The 22,504-nt window shown below is 71.9% G+C and carries 18 protein-coding genes; 7 read left to right on the forward strand and 11 right to left on the reverse strand.

Annotated elements, in window-relative coordinates:
* The first annotated feature begins 200 nt into the window (after nt 1–200).
* Nucleotides 201–1,787, forward strand: coding sequence for a Na+/H+ antiporter (locus tag AB0K65_RS08890; protein WP_365715084.1), 1,587 nt, complete (start codon nt 201–203; stop codon nt 1,785–1,787).
* A 118-nt stretch (nt 1,788–1,905) separates the two neighbouring features.
* Here AB0K65_RS08890 and AB0K65_RS08895 read toward each other — a convergent pair whose 3' ends face one another.
* Nucleotides 1,906–3,060 (reverse strand): mechanosensitive ion channel domain-containing protein, encoded by a 1,155-nt coding sequence (locus AB0K65_RS08895; protein ID WP_365715085.1) that lies wholly within the window; start codon nt 3,058–3,060, stop codon nt 1,906–1,908.
* A gap of 72 nt (nt 3,061–3,132) precedes the next feature.
* Here AB0K65_RS08895 and AB0K65_RS08900 point away from each other — a divergent pair, with 72 nt between their 5' ends.
* The gene (locus AB0K65_RS08900; protein ID WP_365715086.1) at nt 3,133–3,711 is read left to right on the forward strand and encodes a dienelactone hydrolase family protein; all 579 of its coding nucleotides are present in this window, start codon (nt 3,133–3,135) and stop codon (nt 3,709–3,711) included.
* 48 nt (nt 3,712–3,759) lie between these two features.
* Here the strand turns inward: AB0K65_RS08900 and AB0K65_RS08905 are convergent, their stop codons facing one another.
* From AB0K65_RS08905 to AB0K65_RS08925, 5 genes are all read right to left on the reverse strand, one after another.
* Nucleotides 3,760–4,725, reverse strand: a complete 966-nt coding sequence (locus AB0K65_RS08905; protein ID WP_365715087.1) for a zinc metalloprotease — start codon at nt 4,723–4,725, stop codon at nt 3,760–3,762.
* Between the two features lie 329 nt (nt 4,726–5,054).
* On the reverse strand, nt 5,055–6,701 hold the full coding sequence (locus AB0K65_RS08910) for an alkaline phosphatase D family protein (protein WP_365715088.1): 1,647 nt from the start codon (nt 6,699–6,701) through the stop codon (nt 5,055–5,057).
* A gap of 134 nt (nt 6,702–6,835) precedes the next feature.
* Entirely contained in the window at nt 6,836–7,651 is an 816-nt protein-coding gene (locus tag AB0K65_RS08915; protein WP_365715089.1) for a DsbA family protein, read from the reverse strand.
* 46 nt (nt 7,652–7,697) lie between these two features.
* On the reverse strand, nt 7,698–8,384 hold the full coding sequence (locus AB0K65_RS08920; protein ID WP_365715090.1) for a hypothetical protein: 687 nt from the start codon (nt 8,382–8,384) through the stop codon (nt 7,698–7,700).
* A 61-nt stretch (nt 8,385–8,445) separates the two neighbouring features.
* Nucleotides 8,446–9,771 carry a DUF2252 domain-containing protein gene (locus tag AB0K65_RS08925; RefSeq protein ID WP_365715091.1) on the reverse strand — a complete coding sequence of 442 codons (1,326 nt, stop codon included), beginning with the start codon at nt 9,769–9,771 and terminating at the stop codon, nt 8,446–8,448.
* 224 nt (nt 9,772–9,995) lie between these two features.
* Between AB0K65_RS08925 and dnaE the strand changes: the two genes are divergently transcribed.
* The gene (gene dnaE / locus AB0K65_RS08930; RefSeq protein ID WP_365715092.1) at nt 9,996–13,535 is read left to right on the forward strand and encodes a DNA polymerase III subunit alpha; all 3,540 of its coding nucleotides are present in this window, start codon (nt 9,996–9,998) and stop codon (nt 13,533–13,535) included.
* A gap of 346 nt (nt 13,536–13,881) precedes the next feature.
* Here dnaE and AB0K65_RS08935 read toward each other — a convergent pair whose 3' ends face one another.
* A complete protein-coding gene (locus AB0K65_RS08935; protein ID WP_365715093.1) occupies nt 13,882–14,052 on the reverse strand; it encodes a hypothetical protein in 171 nt (56 codons plus the stop codon).
* A gap of 225 nt (nt 14,053–14,277) precedes the next feature.
* On the opposite strand from AB0K65_RS08935, the gene AB0K65_RS08940 reads away from it, so the two are divergent.
* From AB0K65_RS08940 to AB0K65_RS08955, 4 genes are all read left to right on the forward strand, one after another.
* Nucleotides 14,278–15,564, forward strand: a complete 1,287-nt coding sequence (locus AB0K65_RS08940; protein ID WP_365715094.1) for an NYN domain-containing protein — start codon at nt 14,278–14,280, stop codon at nt 15,562–15,564.
* 37 nt (nt 15,565–15,601) lie between these two features.
* Nucleotides 15,602–16,573, forward strand: a complete 972-nt coding sequence (locus AB0K65_RS08945; RefSeq protein WP_365715242.1) for an ABC transporter ATP-binding protein — start codon at nt 15,602–15,604, stop codon at nt 16,571–16,573.
* A gap of 166 nt (nt 16,574–16,739) precedes the next feature.
* Nucleotides 16,740–17,468, forward strand: coding sequence for an ABC transporter permease (locus tag AB0K65_RS08950; protein WP_365715243.1), 729 nt, complete (start codon nt 16,740–16,742; stop codon nt 17,466–17,468).
* 34 nt (nt 17,469–17,502) lie between these two features.
* Nucleotides 17,503–18,156 (forward strand): DUF2567 domain-containing protein, encoded by a 654-nt coding sequence (locus AB0K65_RS08955; protein ID WP_365715095.1) that lies wholly within the window; start codon nt 17,503–17,505, stop codon nt 18,154–18,156.
* 58 nt (nt 18,157–18,214) lie between these two features.
* On the opposite strand, the gene ybaK is transcribed toward AB0K65_RS08955, so the two are convergent.
* From ybaK to AB0K65_RS08975, 4 genes are all read right to left on the reverse strand, one after another.
* Nucleotides 18,215–18,718, reverse strand: a complete 504-nt coding sequence (gene ybaK, locus AB0K65_RS08960; protein WP_365715096.1) for a Cys-tRNA(Pro) deacylase — start codon at nt 18,716–18,718, stop codon at nt 18,215–18,217.
* A gap of 12 nt (nt 18,719–18,730) precedes the next feature.
* Nucleotides 18,731–19,468 carry an LON peptidase substrate-binding domain-containing protein gene (locus AB0K65_RS08965; RefSeq protein WP_365715097.1) on the reverse strand — a complete coding sequence of 246 codons (738 nt, stop codon included), beginning with the start codon at nt 19,466–19,468 and terminating at the stop codon, nt 18,731–18,733.
* Between the two features lie 5 nt (nt 19,469–19,473).
* Entirely contained in the window at nt 19,474–20,499 is a 1,026-nt protein-coding gene (locus tag AB0K65_RS08970; RefSeq protein WP_365715098.1) for a hypothetical protein, read from the reverse strand.
* 250 nt (nt 20,500–20,749) lie between these two features.
* Nucleotides 20,750–22,351: an oxidoreductase gene (locus tag AB0K65_RS08975; RefSeq protein ID WP_365715099.1), complete on the reverse strand. Its 1,602-nt coding sequence runs from the start codon at nt 22,349–22,351 to the stop codon at nt 20,750–20,752.
* Nucleotides 22,352–22,504: the final 153 nt, after the last annotated feature.

The following is a 22,504-nucleotide window of genomic DNA, read 5'->3' on the forward strand; positions in this document are numbered from 1 at the left end:
GGCCCGCGTCCGCGGTGGTCCGCGTCGAGCGGAGCCCGCCGCGTCCGCGCCCCCGCATTTCGGGCCCCGACGGGTCCGGCGGTCCGGCGGCGGTCTCGTGAGCGGCACCGCACGTCGGTTTGTCCGGATCCGCATCCCGGCGTGGCAGGGTTGGAGCCCGATCGTCGACCGCGCCGTGAGGCCGGAAGAAGGGCGCGCCCGTGGACCAGTTGGCCCTGCTGTTCCTGTTGTTGCTCGGGGCTCTGCTCACCGTGCCGCTCGGGGAGCGGCTCGGGCTGCCGGCCCCGGTCCTGATGACCCTGATCGGGATCGGGTGCGCCTTCGTGCCGTTCGTGCCGAACGTCGACATCCCGCCCGAGTACATCCTTCCGCTCGTCCTCCCGCCGCTGCTCTACGCCTCCGTGCAGCGCACCTCGTGGCGGCAGTTCGCCGCCAACCGGCGGCCCATCTTCCTGCTCGCCGTCGCACTGGTCTTCGTCACCACGGCCGCCGTCGCCGCCGTGGCCGACGCGCTCGTCCCCGGGCTGCCGCTCGCCGCCGCCGTCGCGCTCGGCGCCCTCGTCGCGCCGCCCGACCCGGTCGCCGCCACGGCCGTCGCCGGATCGCTCGGGCTGCCCCGCCGGCTCGTCTCCATCCTGGAGGGCGAGGGGCTGTTCAACGACGTCACCGCGATCGTGCTCTACCACGTGGCCATCGCCGCGGCCGTCGGCGGGACCTTCTCCTGGACGGAGGCCGGCGCCGAGCTGGTGCTCTCCGGCGTGGTCGCCGTCGCCGTCGGGCTGGCCCTCGGCTGGCTCAGCAACCGGCTCATCGGGATCCTGGGCGAAGCCACCCTCCAGACCGGACTCACCCTGCTCGTACCGTTCGTCGCCTACGTCCTCGCCGAGGAGCTGCACGGCTCCGGCGTCCTGGCCGTCCTCGTCGTCGCCCTCTACCTCGCCGAGCACGCCGTCGACGCCGACGACGTCATGGGCCGGCTCGCGGGACAGACCTTCTGGCAGATCGTCGACACTCTCGTCACCGGGATCGCCTTCGGGCTGATCGGCCTGGAGCTGCACAACGTCTTCGGCACCGCGGACACCCGGATCGGCGAGATGCTCGGCTGGGGCGCCGTCGTGGTCGGTGTCGTCGTCGGCGTACGCCTGGCCTGGCTGCTGCCCGCGACCTGGCTGGCGAAGAAGCTGCACACCTACCGGGACTACGACGAGGAGATCCCGGTGAGCTGGCGGGAGACCGTCGTCATGTGGTGGTCCGGGATGCGCGGGGTGGCCTCGGTGGCGCTGGCGCTCGCCATCCCGCTGCGGACCGACGACGGTGCGCCGTTCCCCGGCCGGGAGGAGATCGTCTTCATCGCCTTCTGTGTGATCATCGCCACCCTCGTCGTCCAGGGCCTCACCCTGCCCTGGCTGGTCAAGCGGCTCGGCGTGCGGGCCGACGCGGACGCCGAGCGGGCTCTCGAGCGCGACCTGGCGTTCCGGGCGGCGAAAGCGGCCAAGCGCCGGCTCAAGGAGATCGAGGACGTCGAGGACCTGCCCGAGGAGGTGCAGGAGCGGCTGATGCGCGGGGCCTTCGACATCGGGGCGCGGATCAGCCCGGACATGCTGGACGAGGAACGCCGGGCGGCCTTCGCCGAGCGGGCCGAGCGGGTCAAGGCGGTGCAGCGCATCCAGCGGGAGATGATGTCGGCCGCCCGGCACGAGGTGCTGTCGGCGCGCAGCGAGCCGGGCGCCGATCCGGAGGTGGTCGACCGCGTGCTGCGCCAGCTGGACGTCCGCAGCATGAGGTGACGGGGCCGGACGGGACCCGGCGGGCCCGGAAGAGACCGGGCCGGGAGGGGACGGAAGGAGACCGGCCCGGCTCGGACCGGGCGACCTCGGCGGGCCCGGTGGCCCGGCCCGGCGGGCCTCAGCCGCGGCCGATGCGGGCCGGTTCGTCGCCGCCCTTCTGGTAGGCGTCGGCGTTGTTGCTGTGGACCTCGGAGGGCCGCGGCGGGGGCGCGTCGAGGCGCCTTCCGGCGTCACGCGGCGGCGGTACGGCGTCGGCGACCGCGATCCGGGGCAGGGCGTGCGGGTACTCCTCCGCGAGCCAGGCGATGAGCTGTTCCCGCACGGTGCACCGCACGGTCCAGACATCGTCCGCGTCCTTGGCCGTGACCACCGCCCGCACCTGGATGGTGCTGGGGGTGGTGTCCGTGACGGCCAGGCTCCAGTCGCGGCCGTCCCAGGCCGCGCACTCCGCCAGGATCTCCTTGAGCTTGTCGCGCATCGCGGGGACCGGGGCGAGGTGGTCCAGGTGGAAGAAGACCGTGCCGGTCATCTGGGCACCGCCCCGCGACCAGTTCTCGAACGGCTTGCTGGTGAAGTACGACACCGGCATCGTGATGCGGCGCTCGTCCCAGGTCCGCACCGCGAGGAAGGTCAGCGTGACCTCCTCCACCACGCCCCACTCGCCGTCCACCACCACCGTGTCGCCTATCCGGACCATGTCGCCGAAGGCGATCTGGAAGCCGGCGAAGAGGTTCCCGAGGGTGCTCTGGGCGGCGATGCCCGCGACGATGCCGATGATGCCGGCGGAGGCGAGCATCGAGGTGCCGATGGTGCGCAGCGCCGGGAAGGTCAGCAGCATGGCCGCCACGGCGACGACGGCGACGACCGCCGTGACGATCCGCATGATCAGGGTGACCTGGGTGCGCACCCGGCGGACACGGGCGGGGTCACGGTTGGTGGAGGCGTACCGCGCGAAGGTCGACTCCACGACGGCGGACGCGATCATGGTCACCAGCCAGGCGCTGGAGCCGATCAGGACCAGGGACAGGCCCTGGCCGATCCCCGCCTCGTGCTCCTGGACGGGGGACCACCGGGTCTCCCGGTAGGTGCCGCGCAGGACGGCGGTGAGCAGGACGGCCTGGAGCGGCACCCGGCAGCGGCGCAGCAGGCCCCACAGCGGCGTGTCGGGGTGCCGTGCGTCGGCTCGGCGCAGCAGCAGGTCGGCCAGCCAGACCACCAGCAGCGTGAGCAGGACCGATCCTCCGAGGACCAGCAAGGGGCGCACCGGGTTCATCCTCTCCTTCTGGGCTTTCCGAGGCTTCGAGGTGTCTCGGGCTCGACGGGACCGGCTGGCAGGATGGAGCGCATGGACATCATGCTTTTCCATTCGGCCTACGGTCTGCGCCCCGCTGTGGAGGCCGCAGCCGAGCGGCTGAGGGCCGCCGGGCACCAGGTTCGCGTGCCCGACCTCTTCGAGGGCCAAACCGCCGACTCCGTCGAGGCGGGGACGGAGCTCAAGGAGAAGATCGGCAAGGAGGAGCTGCTGAAGCGGGCGATCCTCGCCGCGGCTCCGTACTCGGAGCGGGGCCTGGTCTACGCCGGCTTCTCCTTCGGCGCCTCGGTCGCGCAGACCCTCGCGCTGGGCGACGACAAGGCGCGCGGACTGCTGCTGTTCCACGGCACCTCGGACATCGCGCCGAACGCGGTCGTCGACGACCTGCCGGTCCAGCTGCACCTGGCCGACCCGGACCCGTTCGAGCCGCACGACTGGCTGACGTCGTGGTATCTGACGATGCGCCGGATCGGGGCCGACGTAGAGGTCTACCGCTACCCGGGCGCCGGGCACCTGTTCACCGACCCGGAGCTGCCGGACTTCGACGAGGCGGCGGCCGAGCGGACCTGGTCGGTCGCCCTGGCCTTCCTCGACGGCCTCCCGGACGCGTGAGAGGGCGCGGCGGGGGCTCTCCCGCCGCGCCCTCCCTCAGCGCGTGTGTCAGCCGGCGCGGTAGGCCGTCCAGAAGTCGTTCATCCGCGTGACCTGGCCCGCGGTGAACTGGTACATGCAGGCGTCGTACGTGTAGTCCATGAAGTTGTGGATCGGGTCCGCACCCGCCTTGGAGGCGCAGCTGTCGCGACCGGTCGGGCACTCGTACGCCGGGCTCTTCTCGGCCGGGGTGTCCGCGACCGAGTCACCGGATCCGTTGCAGCCGCCCTGGAAGGTGTGGTACAGCCCCATCCAGTGGCCGACCTCGTGGGTCGCGGTGTCGCCCTCGTTGTAGTTGGCCGCGGAGCCGCCCGGCAGCGAGGAGTCGAGCACGACCACGCCGTCCATGGACGGGTTGGAGTTGTACGAGGACGGGAAGGTCGCCCAGCCGAGCAGCCCGCCGCTGAGCTTGGCGGTGTAGAAGTTCAGCGCGCCCGCGCCGCCCTTGCGGAGGGTCTGCTTCATCTGCTTCTCGGCGGTGGAGCCGGAGGCCAGGTTGTACCAGGTCGCGTTGTCCGTGTAGTCGGTCGAGGCGAGCGTGAACTGGAAGTTGGTGTTCACGTTGCCGGTGCCCTGGCCGGCGTAGGCCGCGTTCAGGACCGCGAGCTGCTTGCTGATGTCCGTGGCGGTCAGCTTGCCCGTGGTGCCGCTGTGGATGACGTGGAAGTAGACCGGGATGTTCACCACGGCGGCGGTGGCGTTCATGCCGCTGGAGCGGGCCGACTCCAGTCTCTTCTTCAGGTCGGCGTCCATGGCCTTGGCCTGGGCGGCGGAGACCTCGTTGGGCTCGGCGGCGTGCGCGGTGGCGCCGCGGGACTTGCGGGCGCTGGAGTGGGCGTCCGTACCGTCCTCGCACTCCTCGGCGGAGAGGCCGGCGGCGGAGGTGGTGGAGGCCGGGGCCGCCGCGGGGGCGGAGAGGGGGGCCAGGGCCAGGGTTCCGGCCATGACGGCGGTGCCGAGCATACGACGTGACATACGCGGCGATATACGAACAAGAGCACGCACAGGTGACTCCTCGCGGGGGGTTGTGGAGAGGTAGTTCCTCGCCACCGCGGGGAGATTACGGGTCCATGTCAGACGTTGTTGAGCATTGATCAAGCCCAATCATCCGTGCGGCAAATCGGGTCATCGGGAAGAAAAACTTTCGTCACTTCCGGAGTTTGAGACAGCGACGTAACGAACCAGACGCCAAAGGCGGGTGGTGTGTCCGGATTCGATCGCCCGAACTCGCCACCCGCCGTAGCGATGTGATCCGCTGTTAACAGAAGAGATCATGGCTGAAAATCGACCATGAAGTCATCTCGTCACACCGGCTGGTACACCCGCTCGACGCGCTGCGTTCCGTTCCGCGTCCGGTACGACCGCGCCCAGGCGGCCGTCGCGTCCGGCGACGCCTTGTCGGAGACCGTGTAGTAGTCCATCTGCGAGCGCTCGGCGGTCACGTCCAGCACGCCGTAGCCGTGGTGGTCCATGTCCACCCACTTCACATGGCGGTTGGCGGCCTTGATCGCCCCGGCCGCCACCACGGAGACCGTGCCCGGCGCCACATGGAGCAGGTCGTCGAGATTGTCCGAGGTCACCGAGGTCACCACGAACTCCGTCGCGGCCGACTGCGACAGCGGGTACGTCGCCGCCTTCACCGGGACGTCGTTGGCCCAGGCCATGTGGATGTCCCCGGTCAGGAAGACGGTGTTCCGGATCGACCGCCCGGTCAGGTGCGCCAGCAGCTCCTTGCGGTCGTCCGTGTAGCCGTCCCACTGGTCGACGTTGACCGCGAGCCCCTCCTTCGGCAGGCCGAGCAGCTCGGCCACCGGGCCGAGGAGGTGGGCCGGAAGGGAGCCGAAGGCGACGGGCGAGATCATCACCGAGGTACCGACCAGCTTCCAGGTGGCGTCCGAGCCGGCGAGTCCCGACTTCAGCCAGTCCAGCTGGGCGCGCCCGGTGAGCGTGCGCTCCGGGTCGTCGACCGAGCCGCTGCCGATCGTCGCCTGCTGGGAGCGGAAGGACCGCAGGTCCAGCAGATGCAGATCGGCCAGCTTGCCGAAGCGCAGCCGCCGGTAGACCGTGCCCTCGGTGGAGGCGCGGACCGGCATCCACTCGAAGTACGCCTGCTTGGCGGCGGCCACCCGCGCCGCCCACTCGCCCTCGGCGCCCGGCGTGTGGTTCTCCGCGCCGCCCGCCCAGGCGTCGTTGGCGACCTCGTGGTCGTCCCAGATCGCGATCACGGGGTGGGCGGCGTGCAGCGCCTGGAGGTCGGGGTCCGTCTTGTACGTGGCGTGCCGGGTGCGGTAGTCGGCCAGCGAGACGATCTCGTGCTTCGGCTCGTGCCGCCGCACGGAGTACGCGGCATCCGGGTAGGCCCCGGCCGCGTACTCGTAGATGTAGTCGCCGAGGTGGAGGATCGCGTCCAGGTCCGCGCGGGCCGCGAGGTGGCGGTACGCGGAGAAGTAGCCGGACTCCCAGTTGGCGCACGAGACCACGCCGAAACGGACGCCGTCGGTCGTGGCGTCGGCGGCGGCGGTGGTGCGCGTACGGCCGACCGGCGAGACGGTGTCACCGACCGTGAACCGGAACCAGTAGGCGGTCGCCGGGCGCAGGCCCCGGACGTCCGCCTTGACCGTGTGGTCGGAGACGGCCCGTGCGGTGGTGGTGCCCCGGGCCACCGTCCGGCCGAAGGCCGGGTCCTCGGCGACCTCCCAGCCGACCGTGACGTCGGGACCGGTGAGGGAGCCGGGTACGGCGTCGGGCGTGGGGGTCACGCGCGTCCAGAGCAGGACGCCGTCGGGAAGCGGGTCGCCGGAGGCGACGCCGTGGAGGAAGACGGGGGCCTCGGTGCCCGCGACGGCGGGGGAGGCGGTGCCCACGAGCACCGGTGCGGCGACGGCCGTGACGGCCGCGGCTTTCACGACCGTACGGCGGGTGGGGGCGGAGGATATGAAACGACTGGTCACGGGCAGTCAGATTACTGACCGGTATGACGAACAGGCAGGCGAAAACCGGAAAGTTCGCCTGCCTGTCGGCCGGTTGTCGACCGGATCGCGCGGAAGGCACCGCCGTACGGTGAGCCGGACCGCGCGTCGGGGGGTCAGCCCTTCAGGGCGGGAGTCAGCGCCGCGGTGAACTCGTCGACCGTCAGCGGCGGGTTCTTGCTGCCCTCGGCGGTCAGCGTCTTGCCGTCCATCTTCAGCGTCGGGGTGCCGGTCACCCCGCTCGCGTCGAAGGTGGCGGACATCTTCATCGCCCAGGCGTCGAAGGTGCCGTCCTCCACGTTCTTCTTGAACTGCGCGTTGCCCTTCAGGGCCGGGACCGAGTCGGCGATCTCCAGGAGGTAGGAGTCCTTGGCGAACTTGTCCTGCGTCTCCTCCGGGTGGAACTTCGTGGAGTAGAGGGCCGCCTTGAACTTCATGAACGCCTCGGGGCTCACGTCGAGCGCCGCGCCCAGGGCCGACAGGGCGTTCTTCGAGCCCTCGCCCTGCGCGGCGTTGTCGATGAACGTCGCGCCTATGTACTTGATCTTGTACTTGCCGTCGGTGACGTCCTTGTCGACCGTCGGGCCGACCTGCTGCTCGAACGTGGCGCACACCGGGCAGCGCGAGTCCTCGTAGAGCTCCAGCGTCTTGGTGGCCTCCGGCTTGCCGATGACGACCGTCGTGCCGTTCGTGCCCTCGGTGTTCCTGGGCGCGGTGATCTGGGTCGCCTTGGCCGCGGCCTCCCACGCGGAGGGCTTGTTGGACTGGACGACGATGTAGCCGGCGCCCCCGGCGACGGCCAGCACGCCGAGCGCCGTCAGACCGACGACCACCTGGCGGCGGGTCTTGTCCTTCTTCGCCTGACGCTCGCGCTCGATGCGGAGCCGCTCGCGGGCGGCCGCCTTGTTGGCCTGGCTGTTGCGTGAACTCATGATCGTGATCTCCGTGGAAAAGGAAGGTGGGAAAGGGACGACGTGCTCAGGCGCCTGCGAGGCCCGAACACGGAGGTCCCCGCCGTCCGACGGAGTGCACGAGAAGCCGGGTGCGCGAGCGGCGCGGTTCCTGCGCGCGGTGCCCGCCGAGCTCGGGGGCCGGGCGCGCCCCTCCGCGGAGCGCCGCCGCCAGCAGCAGCGGCCGGAACGCGAAGGCCGCCACGGCCCGGAGGAGCCCGGCCAGCGCCCGCTCGCCGTGGCGCAGCCAGGCGGCGGCGAAGAGCCCCACAGACACATGGGCGGCCAGCAGCAGCCACGGCAGGGCGGGGTTCGGCGCATGCAGCAGGGCGGCCAGGCTTCCGCTCTCGGGGGCGGCCACCCCCGGCAGCTCGGCGCCCACGTCGCCGCCGCAGAGCACGTCCACGCCCACCGCCCGCAGCGAGCCGGCGACCGGGCCGCCGGCGGGGCCGTAACAGAGCGCCTGGCCCGTGGTGAAGACCGTGTCGGCCGCCAGCTCCAGCGGGACGAGCAGCCCCGCGATCGGCCCGAAGCCGCGCTCGCGCCCGGCCAGCGCGTACGCCACGGCGAAGACGCCGGTCGCGAGCAGACCGACGGCCGTCAGCGGCAGCGGGACCCGGGACAGCAGCACGTGGGAGCCGACGGACAGCGTCACGACCAGTGCCGTGAAAAGCGCCGCCCGCAGCCCCCGAAGCCGCGTCCCTGATATGTCCATAGCCTGGGAAGTGTGCCATGCCCGTCCGTAAGAGCCTCTTAAGGGCTCCCTGTGAACGGACCTAGAGGCCCGGGATCCGGCCGTTGCGGAACAGGTCGACGAAGATCTGGTGGTCGGCACGCGCGCGTGCCCCGTACGCGTGGGCGAAGTCCACCAACAGCTCCGCGAAGCCGTCCTCGTCGGCGGCGATCGCCGCGTCGATGGCCCGCTCGGTCGAGAACGGCACCAGCGAGTGGCCGCTGGAGTCGTCCGCCGCCGCGTGCATCGTCGCCGTCGCCCGGCCCAGGTCGGCGACCGTCGCCGCGATCTCCTGCGGGTCGTCGATGTCCGACCAGTCCAGGTCCACCGCGTACGGCGAGACCTCCGCGACCAGCTGCCCCGACCCGTCCAGCTCCGTCCAGCCCAGCCACGGGTCCGCGTGCGCCTGGAGCGCCCGCTGCGAGATCACCGTGCGGTGGCCCTCGTGCTGGAAGTACTCCCGCACCGCCGCGTCCGTGACATGGCGCGAAACCGCCGGTGTCTGCGCCTGCTTCATGTAGATCACGACGTCGTTCTCGAGGGCGTCGCTGTTGCCTTCCAGCAGGATGTTGTACGAGGGGAGGCCCGCCGAGCCGATCCCGATCCCGCGCCGCCCGACCACGTCCTTGACCCGGTACGAGTCCGGCCGGGCCAGGCTGGACTCGGGGAGAGTCTCCAGATAGCCGTCGAAGGCCGCCAGGACCTTGTAGCGGGCGGCGGCGTCCAGCTCGACGGCCCCGGCGCCGGAGGAGAAGCGGCGCTCGAAGTCACGGATCTCGGTCATCGAGTCCAGCAGCCCGAACCGCGTCATGCCCCGGGCGTCGCGCAGCGCGTCCAGGAGCGGCCCCTCGGCCGTGTCCAGGGTGAACGACGGCACCTCGTCGTCCTTGGCACCGGTCGCGAGCGCGTGGATCCGCTCCCGGTAGGCGGCGGCCTGGATCCGCACCAGCTCGGTGATCTGCTCGTCACTGAGGGCCTTGGCGTAGCCGATCAGCGCCAGGGAGGCGGAGAGCCGCTTGAGGTCCCAGGTGAAGGGGCCGACGTAGGCCTCGTCGAAGTCGTTCACGTTGAAGATCAGCCGGCCCGTGGCGTCCATGTACGTGCCGAAGTTCTCGGCGTGCAGGTCGCCGTGGATCCAGACCCGGCCGGTGCGCTCGTCCACGTACGGACCGCCGTGCCGCTCCCCTTCCAGATCGGCGTAGAACAGGGACGCGGCGCCCCGGTAGAAGGCGAAGGCGGAGCCGGCCATCTTCCGGAACTTGACCCGGAAGGCGGCCGGGTCGGCGGCGAGGAGCTCGCCGAAGGCGGTGTCGAAGACGGCGAGGATCTGCTCACCGCGCTGCGCGGCGGTGGGCTGGGGGACCGACATCGAGGGTGCCTCCTGGTGCGGGACGGGACGCATGGCTGTGCATGACAAAACGGACGGGGTGATCCGTCTCTCTCAACGCGCGACGGTACCCCCGAGTGCCCGTCCCCCGCCGGGCCGGCGCCTCGCACCGGCGGGCTCCGCCCGGGCGTATCCGCACCGGTCTGTCGGTCGGCCGACGTAGACTTCCAGGCTGTCCCCCCAGACTGTTTTGGAGGCCTCCCGCCGTGACCAAGCCGCCCTTCACGCACCTTCACGTCCACACCCAGTACTCCCTGCTGGACGGTGCCGCGCGGCTCAAGGACATGTTCGACGCGTGCAACGAGATGGGCATGTCCCACATCGCGATGTCCGACCACGGCAACCTCCACGGGGCCTACGACTTCTTCCACACCGCGAAGAAGGCCGGGGTGACGCCGATCATCGGCATCGAGGCGTACGTCGCCCCCGAGTCCCGGCGGAACAAGCGGAAGATCCTCTGGGGCCAGCCGCACCAGAAGCGGGACGACGTCTCCGGTTCCGGTGGTTACACCCACAAGACGATCTGGGCGGCGAACGCCACCGGACTGCACAACCTCTTCAAGCTCTCTTCCGACGCCTACGCCGAGGGCTGGCTCCAGAAGTGGCCCCGGATGGACAAGGAGACCATCTCTCAGTGGTCCGAGGGCCTGATCGCCTCCACCGGCTGCCCGTCCGGTGAGCTGCAGACCCGGCTGCGCCTCGGCCAGTTCGACGAGGCCCTGAAGTCGGCCTCCGAGTACCAGGACATCTTCGGCAAGGACCGGTACTTCCTGGAGCTGATGGACCACGGCATCGAGATCGAGCGCCGGGTCCGCGACGGGCTCCTGGAGATCGGCAAGAAGCTCGGCATCCCGCCGCTGGTCACCAACGACTCGCACTACACGTACGCGCACGAGGCCACCGCCCACGACGCGCTGCTGTGCATCCAGACCGGCAAGAACCTCTCCGACCCGGACCGCTTCAAGTTCGACGGCACCGGCTACTACCTGAAGTCCACCGAGGAGATGTACGCCGTCGACTCCTCGGACGCCTGGCAGGAGGGCTGCCGCAACACGCTGCTGGTCGCCGAGCAGGTCAGCACCGAGGGCATGTTCGTCGAGAAGAACCTCATGCCGAAGTTCGACATCCCCGAGGGCTACACCGAGGTCTCCTGGTTCCGCGAGGAGACCATGCGCGGCATGCACCGCCGCTTCCCGGACGGCATCCCCGACGACCGCATGAAGCAGGTCGAGTACGAGATGGACACGATCATCTCGATGGGCTTCCCGGGCTACTTCCTCGTCGTCGCCGACTTCATCATGTGGGCCAAGAAGCAGGGCATCGCCGTCGGCCCCGGCCGAGGCTCCGCCGCCGGCTCGATCGTCGCGTACGCCATGGGCATCACCGACCTCGACCCGATCCCGCACGGCCTGATCTTCGAGCGGTTCCTCAACCCCGAGCGCGTCTCGATGCCCGACGTCGACATCGACTTCGACGAGCGCCGGCGCGTCGAGGTGATCCGCTACGTCACGGAGAAGTACGGCTCCGACAAGGTCGCCATGATCGGCACGTACGGCAAGATCAAGGCGAAGAACGCGATCAAGGACTCCGCGCGCGTCCTCGGCTACCCCTACGCCATGGGCGACCGGCTCACCAAGGCCATGCCCGCCGACGTCCTCGGCAAGGGCATCGACCTCAACGGCATCACCGACCCCTCCCACCCCCGCTACAGCGAGGCGGGCGAGATCCGGGCGATGTACGAGAACGAGCCCGACGTGAAGAAGGTCATCGACACCGCACGGGGCGTCGAGGGACTGGTCCGGCAGATGGGCGTGCACGCCGCCGGCGTGATCATGTCCAGCGAGCCGATCGTCGACCACGCCCCGATCTGGGTGCGACACACGGACGGCGTGACCATCACGCAGTGGGACTACCCCCAGTGCGAGTCGCTCGGCCTGCTGAAGATGGACTTCCTGGGCCTGCGCAACCTCACCATCATGGACGACGCCGTCAAGATGGTGAAGGCCAACAAGGGCATCGACCTCGACCTGCTGGCCCTGCCGCTCGACGACCCGAAGACCTTCGAACTGCTCCAGCGCGGTGACACCCTCGGCGTCTTCCAGTTCGACGGCGGCCCCATGCGGTCGCTGCTGCGGCTGATGAAGCCCGACAACTTCGAAGACATCTCCGCCGTGTCCGCCCTGTACCGGCCGGGCCCGATGGGCATGAACTCCCACACGAACTACGCCCTGCGCAAGAACAAGCAGCAGGAGATCACGCCGATCCATCCGGAGCTGGAGAAGCCCCTCGAAGAGGTGCTCGCGGTCACCTACGGCCTGATCGTCTACCAGGAGCAGGTGCAGAAGGCCGCACAGATCATCGCCGGGTACTCCCTCGGCGAGGCCGACATCCTCCGCCGCGTGATGGGCAAGAAGAAGCCCGAGGAGCTGGCGAAGAACTTCGTCCTCTTCCAGAAGGGCGCCCGCGACAAGGGCTACAGCGACGAGGCGATCCAGGCGCTCTGGGACGTCCTGGTGCCGTTCGCCGGCTACGCCTTCAACAAGGCCCACTCCGCCGCGTACGGCCTGGTCTCCTACTGGACCGCCTACCTCAAGGCCAACCACCCCGCCGAATACATGGCGGGGCTGCTGACCTCGGTCAAGGACGACAAGGACAAGTCCGCGGTCTACCTCAACGAGTGCCGCCGTATGGGCATCAAGGTGCTGCCGCCCAACGTGAACGAGTCGGAGGCCAACTTCGCCGCCCAGGGCGACGACGTGATCCTCTTCGGGCTCTCCGCCGTCCGCAACGTCGGCACCAACGTCGTCGAGTCGATCATCAAGTCGCGCAAGGCGAAGGGGAAGTACAGCTCTTTCCCCGACTTCCTCGACAAGGTCGAGGCGGTCGTCTGCAACAAGCGGACCATCGAGTCGCTGATCAAGGCCGGCGCCTTCGACGAGATGGGCCACACCCGCAAGGGGCTGGTCGCCCACCACGAGCCGATGATCGACAACGTGGTCGCGGTCAAGCGCAAGGAGGCCGAGGGACAGTTCGACCTCTTCGGCGGCATGGGCGACGACGCCGGCGACGAGCCCGGCTTCGGCCTGGACGTCGAGTTCTCCGACGTCGAGTGGGAGAAGTCCTACCTGCTCGCCCAGGAGCGCGAGATGCTCGGCCTCTACGTCTCCGACCACCCGCTCTTCGGCCTGGAGCACGTCCTGTCCGACAAGACGGACGCCGGCATCTCCCAGCTGACGGGCGGCGAGCACGCGGACGGCGCGGTCGTCACCATCGGCGGCATCATCTCCGGCCTGCAGCGCAAGATGACCAAGCAGGGCAACGCCTGGGCCATCGCCACCGTCGAGGACCTGGCCGGCTCCATCGAGTGCATGTTCTTCCCCGCCACGTACCAGCTGGTGTCCACCCAGCTCGTCGAGGACACGGTCGTCTTCGTCAAGGGCCGCCTCGACAAGCGCGAGGACATCCCCCGGCTCGTCGCCATGGAGCTGATGGTCCCCGACCTCTCGAACGCCGGGACCAACGCGCCCGTCGTCCTCACCATCCCCACGGTGAAGGTCACCCCGCCCATGATCAGCAGGCTCGGCGAGATCCTGGGCCACCACAAGGGCAACACCGAGGTGCGGATCAAGCTCCAGGGCCCGCGCAAGACGACCGTGCTCCGGCTCGACCGGCACCGCGTCCAGCCCGACCCCGCGCTCTTCGGCGACCTGAAGGTGCTGCTCGGCCCGTCCTGCCTGGCCGGCTAGGGCGTGTTGCGAAAGTGGCGCCGTCCGCCCGGAGGGCGGGCCCCGCGGCGTCCGGTGCGCGCGATCGCACGGCGGAGGGGCGCCCTCGTACCGGATGTACATGGACGATCCCGACGACGCGGCGAGCGTGCGTGCCAGGCGTCGCGGGGCAGGCGGGACTTTCGAAACACGCCCTGGGGCCCGCCGGCGAGCCTGCCCGTCCGCCTGGTTCCGGGCCCCTCACGCCCTCCGGGCCCCTCACGCCCTCCGGGCCCGCCGGAGCGTCCCGCGGCACACCGAAGGGGCGCGCCCGTCGTCACGGGCGCGCCCCTTCCGCAGGTCTGTCGCGGTGAGATCCGCGGTGAGATCAGTTGTGGCCGAAGCGCTTCTGCCGGCCCTTGCGGGCCATGTCGCCGGGCGTCACCTGTGCGGCGCGCTGCTCGGCCTGCGACTCCATCGCCGACTGCTGCGCCTGCTGGGTGCCACGCTCGGCCGCCGACTGCTTCTGCGGACTCTTCTGGTTCTTGTTCTTGGCCATGGTGATGCCTCCTCAGGGGAATCTCGGGGCCAGGGCCGCTGCCAGACTCACATACGGTATGAACCGCCGCACTTTGGATCATTACGCACCGTGAGTGTCCCCGGCGCACGGGATCCGCCACGCCGATGATCCAGTTCCGGCCGTCAACCTCCCGGCCGTCGGGCAGACTCGAAGGAAATCCGAAGCAACTTCCGATCCCGAGGTTCCCGAAAGAGGGTGGAACACGTGGACCGCTGCGTCGTTCTGGTGGACGCCGGCTATCTGCTGGGCGCCGCCGCGAGCCTCCTCGCCGGGGAACCGTCCCGCTCCCGGATCACCGTCGACCACGCCGCCCTCATCCAGGGCCTGCGCGACGGGGCCGAGGCCGACACCGAACAGCCCCTGCTCCGGATCTACTGGTTCGACGGCGCACCCGACCGGGTGCCCCAGCCCGAGCACCGCCGCCTGCGCGTGATGCCCCGGGTCACCGTCCGGCTCGGTGCCCTGACCCGCAGCGACGGCCGCTGGGCCCAGAAGGGCGTCGACGCGGCGATGCACGCCGAACTCACCGAACTGGCCAGAAATCGCGCCTGCTCCGACGTCGTCCTGGTGACCGGCGACGGCGACCTCCTGCCGGGCCTGATGTCCGCCAAGGAACACGGCGTCGCCGTCCACCTCTGGGCCGTCCAGGCCGCCGACGGCGACTACAACCAGTCCGAGGACCTGGTCGCCGAGGCCGACGAGCGCCGGGTCCTCGACCGCGCCTGGATCACCCGCGCCGTGCGCGCCAAGGACCTCACCGGCATCTGCGCGCCCCCGCCCGTGCCCCGCCCCGAGATCGCCGCCATCCTCTCCGCCCCGCTGCCCGAGTCGGCCCTCGCGGCGTCCGCCGAACGGGCGGCCGAGGCCGCGGCCACGGCCGCCCGCGGCCAGAACGGATCACCGGCCCCCGCGCCCTCCGCCCCCTCCACGAACGGATCGGCGCCGGGCGTCCCCTCGCCCGCCACCGGCAAGGCCGGCGTCCCCACGCCCAAGGACCTGGCCGGGCTGCGCGGTCCCGCGTCCCCGGCTCACCCCCACACGACCCACGCCCACCCCCACCCGGCCAACGCCACGCTGCGCTGGTCCTCCGACAAGGGCTGGATCGAACGCCCCGGCGGCGCCCTCGGCGAACCCGCGGAGACGGCCTCGCTGCCCACCCTCGCCCAGCTCACCAGCGCCGAGCAGCGCTGGGCCGACCGCGAGGAGGACATCACCACCGTCGGCGGCGACCCCTTCGAAGTGGGGCAGGTCTTCGCCCGTCGCTGGATGGAACGGCTCCCCGAGCAGAGCCACGTCCAGCGGCTCGCCACGATGTACCCGCGCATCCCGCACCGCATCGACGGCGAACTCCTCCGGTACGCGGCACGGTTCGGTCTGCTCGCCCACAAGGACGACCAGATCGACGAGCACGACCGGTATGCCATCCGGGCCGGCTTCTGGCGCGAGATCGACGTCCGTGCCGCCGCGGAACACGCCCCCGCGGGGGAGTAGGGCCGGGGACCCCGTAGGCTCATCCCTCGTGAGTACGGTGTGCGTGGTGCGGGATCTGGTCAAGACGTACCCCGCCGCGCGCGGCAGGCGAGGGACCCCCGCGACGCCCGAGGTGCGCGCCACCGACGGCATCAGCCTGGACGTCGGCGGCGGCGAGATCTTCGGCCTGCTCGGACCCAACGGAGCCGGCAAGTCCACGCTCGTCCGCCAGCTGACCGGCCTGATGCGCCCCGACTCCGGCTCGGTCGAGCTGCTCGGCCACGATCTCGTACGCCACCCCGAGCGCGCCGCCCGGCTGCTCGCCTACCTCGGCCAGGAGTCCACCGCGCTCGACGAGCTGACCGTGGCCCTCGCCGCCGAGACGACCGGCCGGCTGCGCGGTCTGAGCGCCCGGGACGCGCGCGCCGCCCGCGACGCCGTCCTGGAGGAACTCGGTCTGGGCGAGCTGGCCGGGCGCCCCCTGAAGAAGCTCTCCGGCGGACAGCGGCGGCTCGCCTGCGTCGCCGCCGCCCTGATCGGTCAGCGGCCGGTCCTCGTCCTCGACGAGCCGACCACCGGCATGGACCCCGTCGCCCGGCGGGCCGTCTGGGCCGCCGTCGACCGGCGCCGCGCCGAGCACGGCACGACCGTGCTGCTCGTCACCCACAACGTCATCGAGGCCGAGACCGTACTGGACCGGGTCGCCGTCCTCGAACGCGGCCGGGTCATCGCCTGCGACACCCCGGCCGGGCTCAAGGAACGCGTCGCGGGCGAGGTGCGGGTCGACCTGGTGTGGCGCGAGCGCGCCCCGCTGGACGTCCCCGAGGTCGCCGCGCTGCGGACCTCCGCCCAGGAATCCGGCCGGCGCTGGACCCTGCGGCTCGCCCCGGACGAGGCCCGGGCGGCGGTCGCCGCCGTCACGGGCGGGGCGGCGTTCGCGGCCCTGGACGACTTCACACTGGCGACGCCGAGCCTGGAGGACGTGTACCTGGCGCTGGGCGGCGAGACCAAAGGACTGGTGAAGGCGTGAATCCGTGCGTGCAGTCGTGCGTGCAGTCAGGGAACCGGACGGTCAGGAGCAGTACGCAGTGAGCATCGTGCCCGCCGAGGTCCGGCCGACCGGCGCGTCGGCGCCGTGGACCCGCGACGGCGGCGAGGGCGGCGCCGCGGCCGCGCCGCTCGCCCCGCGCGCCCGGCTGCTGCCCGCTCTCGCGGCCGTGTACCGAGCGCAGCTCTCGCGCGCCCGGGTCTCCCGCATCCCCCTGCTCTTCGTGGCGACCTTCCAGTCCGTCGGGATCATGGTCCTGATGAGGGGAGTCGTCGACGGCGGGGAGGAGGCGCGGGCCGTGGTGGCCGGCTCGTCCGTCCTCGTCGTCGCCTTCGTCGCGCTGAACCTGCTCGCGCAGTACTTCGGCCAGCTGCGGGCCGGCGGCGGGCTCGACCACTACGCCACGCTGCCGGTACCGCCGGCCGCCGTGGTCCTCGGCGCGGCGGGCGCGTACGCCTCCTTCACCGTGCCCGGGACGGTCGTCACCGCCGTCATCGGCTCGGTGCTGTTCGGGCTGCCCCTCGGGCACCTGTGGATCCTGGCCGCCGTGGTGCCGCTGGCCGGGGCCGCGCTCGCCGGCCTCGGTGCGGCGCTGGGCCTGCTCGCGCCACGCCAGGAACTGGCGACCCTCCTCGGCCAGCTGGGCATGTCGGCGGCGCTGCTGCTCGGCGTGCTTCCGGCGGACCGGCTGCCGGGGCCGATCGGCTGGGCGCGCGATCTGCTGCCGTCGACGTACGGGGTGGAGGCGCTGGCCCGGACGTTCGGCCCGCGTCCCGACTGGGCCGCGGTCGGGCTCGACCTCGCGGTGTGCGGCGCGGTGGGCGTGGCGTCGCTGGCGGTGGCCACATGGGCCTACCGGCGGGCGGCGGTCCGCTGAGGCGAGGCGCCGGGGCACCTGGCACGATGGCGGGGTGACCGCACCCCTGACACCGCCTCACCAGCCCCCGCACGACGCCCACGCCTGGCCCCCGCCCTACCCGCCGTCGCCCGAGGAGGACGACGTGCCGAGTACGGGGACGGAGTTGCGGCAGGCGGCCGTGGTGGCCGCCGTCTCCGTGGTCGTCGGGGCGGCCCTGGGGCCGCTGTGGCTGTGGCTGGCGCCGCGGGTGCCGCTCATCTCGGACGGCAAGGCGGTCTTCCTGCGCGACAGCGAGGGGGAGTCGGCGATCGGCGCGGACGGCACCTTCGTGCTGCTGGCGCTGGGCTTCGGGGCGGTCGCGGCTCTCCTGGTCTTCCTCTTCCACCGGCACGGCGGCGTGGCGCTGGTCCTGGGCCTCGCGGTCGGGGGTGTGCTGGGTTCGCTGCTCGGGTGGGGCGTGGGGACGTACCTGGGGCCGACACACGACGTGGTGGCCCACGCCAAGGCGGTGGGCCCGAACGTGGTGTTCGACGCGCCGCTGAAGCTGGAGATGTGGCAGGGGGCGATCCTGGCGTGGCCGCTGGCCGCGACCGCCGTCCACCTGGGGTTGACGGCGCTCTTCGGCCCGCGCGACCCGGAGCCGGAGTGGCCCCCGTCGCCCGCCTCGCCGCCGCCGTCCTCGACGCCTCCGCCCGCGCGCGGCTGAAGGCGCTCCGCGCCGGCACGGAGCCGGGGAGGTCCCGCCCCCGCGGGCGGGACCGCCGCTATCCGCGGCCGATCGGGGCCAGTACGGCCGTCGTCAGGGCGGCCAGGTCCGCGGGGGAGAGCTCGACCTCCAGGCCGCGGCGGCCGGCCGAGACACAGATCGTCGGGTGCTCCGAGGCCGAGGCGTCCAGGACCGTGCGCAGGCGCTTGCGCTGGCCCAGCGGGGAGATGCCGCCCCGGACGTAGCCCGTGGTGCGCTCGGCGGCGGCCGGGTCGGCCATGGCCGCGCGCTTGCCGCCGACGGCCGAGGCGAGGGCCTTCAGGTCCAGCTGTCCGGCGACCGGGACCACCGCGACCGTCAGCTCGCCGTCCACGTCCGCGACCAGCGTCTTGAAGACCCGGTCGGGGGAGACGCCCAGCGCCTCCGCCGCCTCCTCGCCGTACGACGGCGACGCCGGGTCGTGGTCGTACGCGTGGAGGGTGAACGGGGTCCCGGCCGCCGCCAGCGCCACCGTAGCGGGGGTGCCGCCGCCGTTCGCCTGCTTCTTCTGCTTCTTCGCCACCGGGCTCCTCCGTCAGTTCGGGCTCGTCGGCGCCCGGGTCAGATCCACCGCCGGCAGCGACGGCAGATGCCGCAGCACCGCCGTCTCGGCCCGCAGCAGCGTCAGCTCCTCACGCAGCCGCGTCGCCGTGTCCGGGGCCTGCAGCAGCCGCTGCTTGGCCGGGGTGTCGAGCACCGCGGCCGCCGCGACCAGGTACGACACCACCGAGGGATCGTCCGGCAGCTCACTCGTCGTCAGGGACCGCTCCCGCGCTCCCGCCAGCCGCTTCTGGTAGCTGCGGAACGCCCGCAGGACGCCCTCGGCGAGGGCGGCCGCCTCGTCGCCCTGTTCCTCCGGGAGCTCCTCGACCTCGGCCACGAGGAACGGCCCGCTCGCGTCGACCGAGAGCAGCTTCACCCGAGTCGTGCCGGTGGCCATCACCTCGAAGCTGCCGTCGGCCCGCTCCCGGATCGTCGCCGCGTCGGCCACGCAGCCGACCCGGTGGAACGCCTGGATGGGGTCGGCGCCGAAGCCCGCGGCGGGGCCCTTCTCCGGCTGCGCCGTCGGATCAGGCATGCCCGGGGCGGTCCGGGCGACCTCCCGGCCGTCGCGGATCGCCACGACGGCGAAGCGGCGCGGCTCCGACTCGTCGGTCTTGAGCAGCTCGCGCATCATGGCGCGATAACGCTCCTCGAAGACGTTCAGGGGCAGCACGAGGCCCGGGAACAGCACCGCGTTGAGCGGGAAGAGAGGCAGGCGAGCGGTGGTCACAGCGGTCAAGCGTAATGGCCGCGGGGCCCGCCTCGACCGGCCCGTCCCCGTCCGGCTTCCCGCAGCGGTGTCGAACGGGCCACTTCGACGCGTACGGCGTCCCGCGCGGCGAGGAACCGGGCGAGCGGATCCTCGCCCACCAGCGTCCAGGGAAACGACGTCGCACAGGGCCCGAGCCGCCGGAACTCCTCCAGCGCCTCGTCCCACCGCCCGCGCCTGACCAGGACGTACACCAGCAGATTGCGGACCTCCGCCGGCCACGGATCGCCGACCGGGTACGCGGCGGACAGCGCGACCGCCCGGTCCGCGGCGGCGTCGATCCGGTCCTCGTGGAGGCGGCCGGTACCGACGAGCAGTTCGGCGAAGGCGGCGCGGGCGGGCAGTGCCTGGATCAGGGAGCCGGGCAGCGCGTCCTCTGCGGCCTGCTCGGCGAAGTCGAAGCACTCGCTGTGCGAGCCGTACCACTGGGCCGAGAGGTACTTCAGGGCGGCGACATGGCAGCCGTAGTGGTGCGGGGAGCGACGGACGGCCTGTTCCCACAGCGTCTCGAACTCCGTGTGCGCGGCATGCGTGCCCCGCGCGTGGTCCAGGGCGAGGCGCCACGGGACGGGATCGCGCGGAGCCGCCTCGGCGGCCGCGTCGATCATCGGGCCCAGCTCCCGCAGCCGTTCGGCGCGGGCCGGGGAATCCCACGCCTTGCGCATCGCGAGCTGCGCCTTGACGAGCAGCGCGTCCGGGTCGCGGGGAGCGGCGGAGAGCCACTGGGCCAGCCAGTCGTCGCGGTTGTAGGCGAAGGTGGCCAGCCGGGCGACATAGCGGTCCCGGTTCTCCCACTCGGCGGCCTCCCGGGTGGCGGCGAGGAGCCTGGCCGCCGGGCCGGGGTCCGCCAGGGCCGCGGCGACCAGCGCCGGCGCGAGCCGTCCGTCCGGCGCGTCGAGCAGCACGTCGTCGTCCGGTGGCAGGACGGCGGCGAGCCGCGGCGCGTGCCGGACGAGTCGGGCGGTGCCGATCAGGGCGCGGAGCAATGACATGGTGCCGCCATTGAAAACCGCAGGTGAGGACGGCGCCAGTGGGGAGCTGTGAAGCTTTGGTGGCGGCGGGAAAGTTGTCCTGACCGAGGTCAAGACAGGGTAAAGAAAGGGGTGAGCCTGGTCGGAATCCGTGCCGTGCGCCCCCCGATCCCCCCTCCGACCGGGCGGCGCGCCCGGGCCGGGCGTGTCCCCCCGCCGCCCGACACGCCCGGCCCCTCCCGCCCCGCCGTCCGGCGCCCCCCCGCGCGCCCTAACCCCGTCGCAACAGCCGGGACGCCCCCGCCGCCACGGTCGTCGCCAGCACCCATCCGAGGAGGATCAGGGCCGTCGCCCCCCACTGCCAGACGCCCTCCAGCCGCCAGTAGCCCTCCTGGCCGAGGTTGATCACCGGAAGCAGCAGGTCCAGCGCGTACAGCGTGGCGTTCCACCGGGGGGACTCCTCCGCCTTCAGCGGCACCGGGTCGTAGCGGGAGAAGGCGATCGCCCCGGCCGCCCAGAGCACCGCCATCCAGAGCGCCGCCCGGCCCGGGCGATAGCCGTACGCCACCGTCCAGTCCTGGAGATAGCCCCAGAGCTTCCCCGCCACCGGGAGCGTCTCCCGTCGCCGCCGTTGCTTGGCGAGCAGGACCACCCGGGCGTCCGCGTCCTCGCCGCTGCTGCGCAGGACCGTCGCCAGGCGTTCGTACGGCTCCGGGGCGTACTCCGGGGTCGCCGCGGCCACCCACTCGAGCCGCCGCGCCAGCGGGAAGTGGCCGTACGGCACCAGGTTCTCGTAGACGAAGCCGTTCATCGCGAGCCCGCCGGGCCCCGGCCAGCTGGTCGACAGGTCGATCAGGGTCACGATCTTGGCGCCGTTGAGCACCACCCGCCCCTCCTCCGGGCGCTCTCCGTTGAACCGCAGCTCCGGCGTGACGATCCGGCGCAGCGACACCTCCTCGCGGCGCGCGCCGTTCAGCATGAAGCGGGCGTAGTGCAGGTCCACCGCGTCGCCGAACCGCCCGTCGTCGAGCCGCACCCCGCCGTGGCACTCGACCGGCTTGCGCCGCGCCCCCCGCACCGGGGTGTACCCGATGCCGTAGGGCGGAGTGGCCGTGGCGTTCCCCGTCGACTCGTACACCCACGCGGCGTTCAGATAGAGCGAGCGCTCCACGGTCAGCTGCGGCGCGTTCAGCGCCCGCCGCTCCTGCGCCCCGCGCAGCACGCTGCCCCGCAGACTCAGCGACACGCCCACCTTCGCCCCGCGCAGGCTCAGCTCGCCGTACGTCTCGATCAGCTCCGCCTGCAGGTCCTGCGCCACCACCAGGCCGTCCGCCGTGATCGCCCGCCCGCGCCGGTCGGGCCAGACCTGGATCTGGTTGATCAGCAGGTCCGTGCCGATCTGCGCGTCGGTGAGCCGGATCCCCCGCTCCACCCGGCAGCGCGGCAGGTGCAGGTCGCCCTGGGTGCTCAGCCGCGCCGCCTCCAGCCGGGGCAGCGCGCACTCCACCATCCGCAGCGTCCCGAAGTGCGCCTCGGGCAGCACGATCTCCTCGTCGAACCGGCAGCGGTTCATCTCGACGTACGGACCGATCGTCCCGCCGGCGAGATTGAGCGCCCCCGATATCCGCACCCCGCGCAGCTTCAGCGCCGCCACCCGCCCCGATCGCGCCGGCGGTCCGTCGAGCAGCAGCAGCGCCACCACCTCGGCGCGCACACTGCGCTCGTCCCCCCAGGGGCGCGGCCCGAACGGATCGTCCAGAGCCGGGTCCCCCTCGCTCATGTCACAGGCCCTGCCGACCCGGAACGCCCACCACATGGACCGCTCCGGGCCCGTGAGACCGTCCGGCATACCGTCCTCGTGCGGCTCGGTCACTGCCGCCCCCTCGCTTTCCACGAACCCGCAATCCTGGATTCGTACAGCCGTTCTTCCCGCTGAGTGACGGACTGAACGCTAACGGTCAGCTGTGGCGACAAGACGCCACTGTGGCTCGTATCAGCCAGTGATACGGACGTCCGGCGCCCGTGG

It is taken from the genome of Streptomyces sp. NPDC053755 (assembly GCF_040677675.1).
Classification (GTDB): Bacteria; Actinomycetota; Actinomycetes; order Streptomycetales; family Streptomycetaceae; genus Streptomyces.

Bases quoted from the DNA above. Each gene is read 5' to 3' on its own strand.
- AB0K65_RS08895 (WP_365715085.1), bottom strand. From the start codon at position 3,060: ATGAACCCGGTGCGCCCCTTGCTGGTCCTCGGAGGATCGGTCCTGCTC.
- AB0K65_RS08900 (WP_365715086.1), top strand. From the start codon at position 3,133: ATGGACATCATGCTTTTCCATTCGGCCTACGGTCTGCGCCCCGCTGTG.
- AB0K65_RS08905 (WP_365715087.1), bottom strand. From the start codon at position 4,725: ATGTCACGTCGTATGCTCGGCACCGCCGTCATGGCCGGAACCCTGGCC.
- AB0K65_RS08915 (WP_365715089.1), bottom strand. From the start codon at position 7,651: ATGAGTTCACGCAACAGCCAGGCCAACAAGGCGGCCGCCCGCGAGCGG.
- AB0K65_RS08920 (WP_365715090.1), bottom strand. From the start codon at position 8,384: ATGGACATATCAGGGACGCGGCTTCGGGGGCTGCGGGCGGCGCTTTTC.
- AB0K65_RS08925 (WP_365715091.1), bottom strand. From the start codon at position 9,771: ATGTCGGTCCCCCAGCCCACCGCCGCGCAGCGCGGTGAGCAGATCCTC.
- AB0K65_RS08935 (WP_365715093.1), bottom strand. From the start codon at position 14,052: ATGGCCAAGAACAAGAACCAGAAGAGTCCGCAGAAGCAGTCGGCGGCC.
- AB0K65_RS08970 (WP_365715098.1), bottom strand. From the start codon at position 20,499: ATGTCATTGCTCCGCGCCCTGATCGGCACCGCCCGACTCGTCCGGCAC.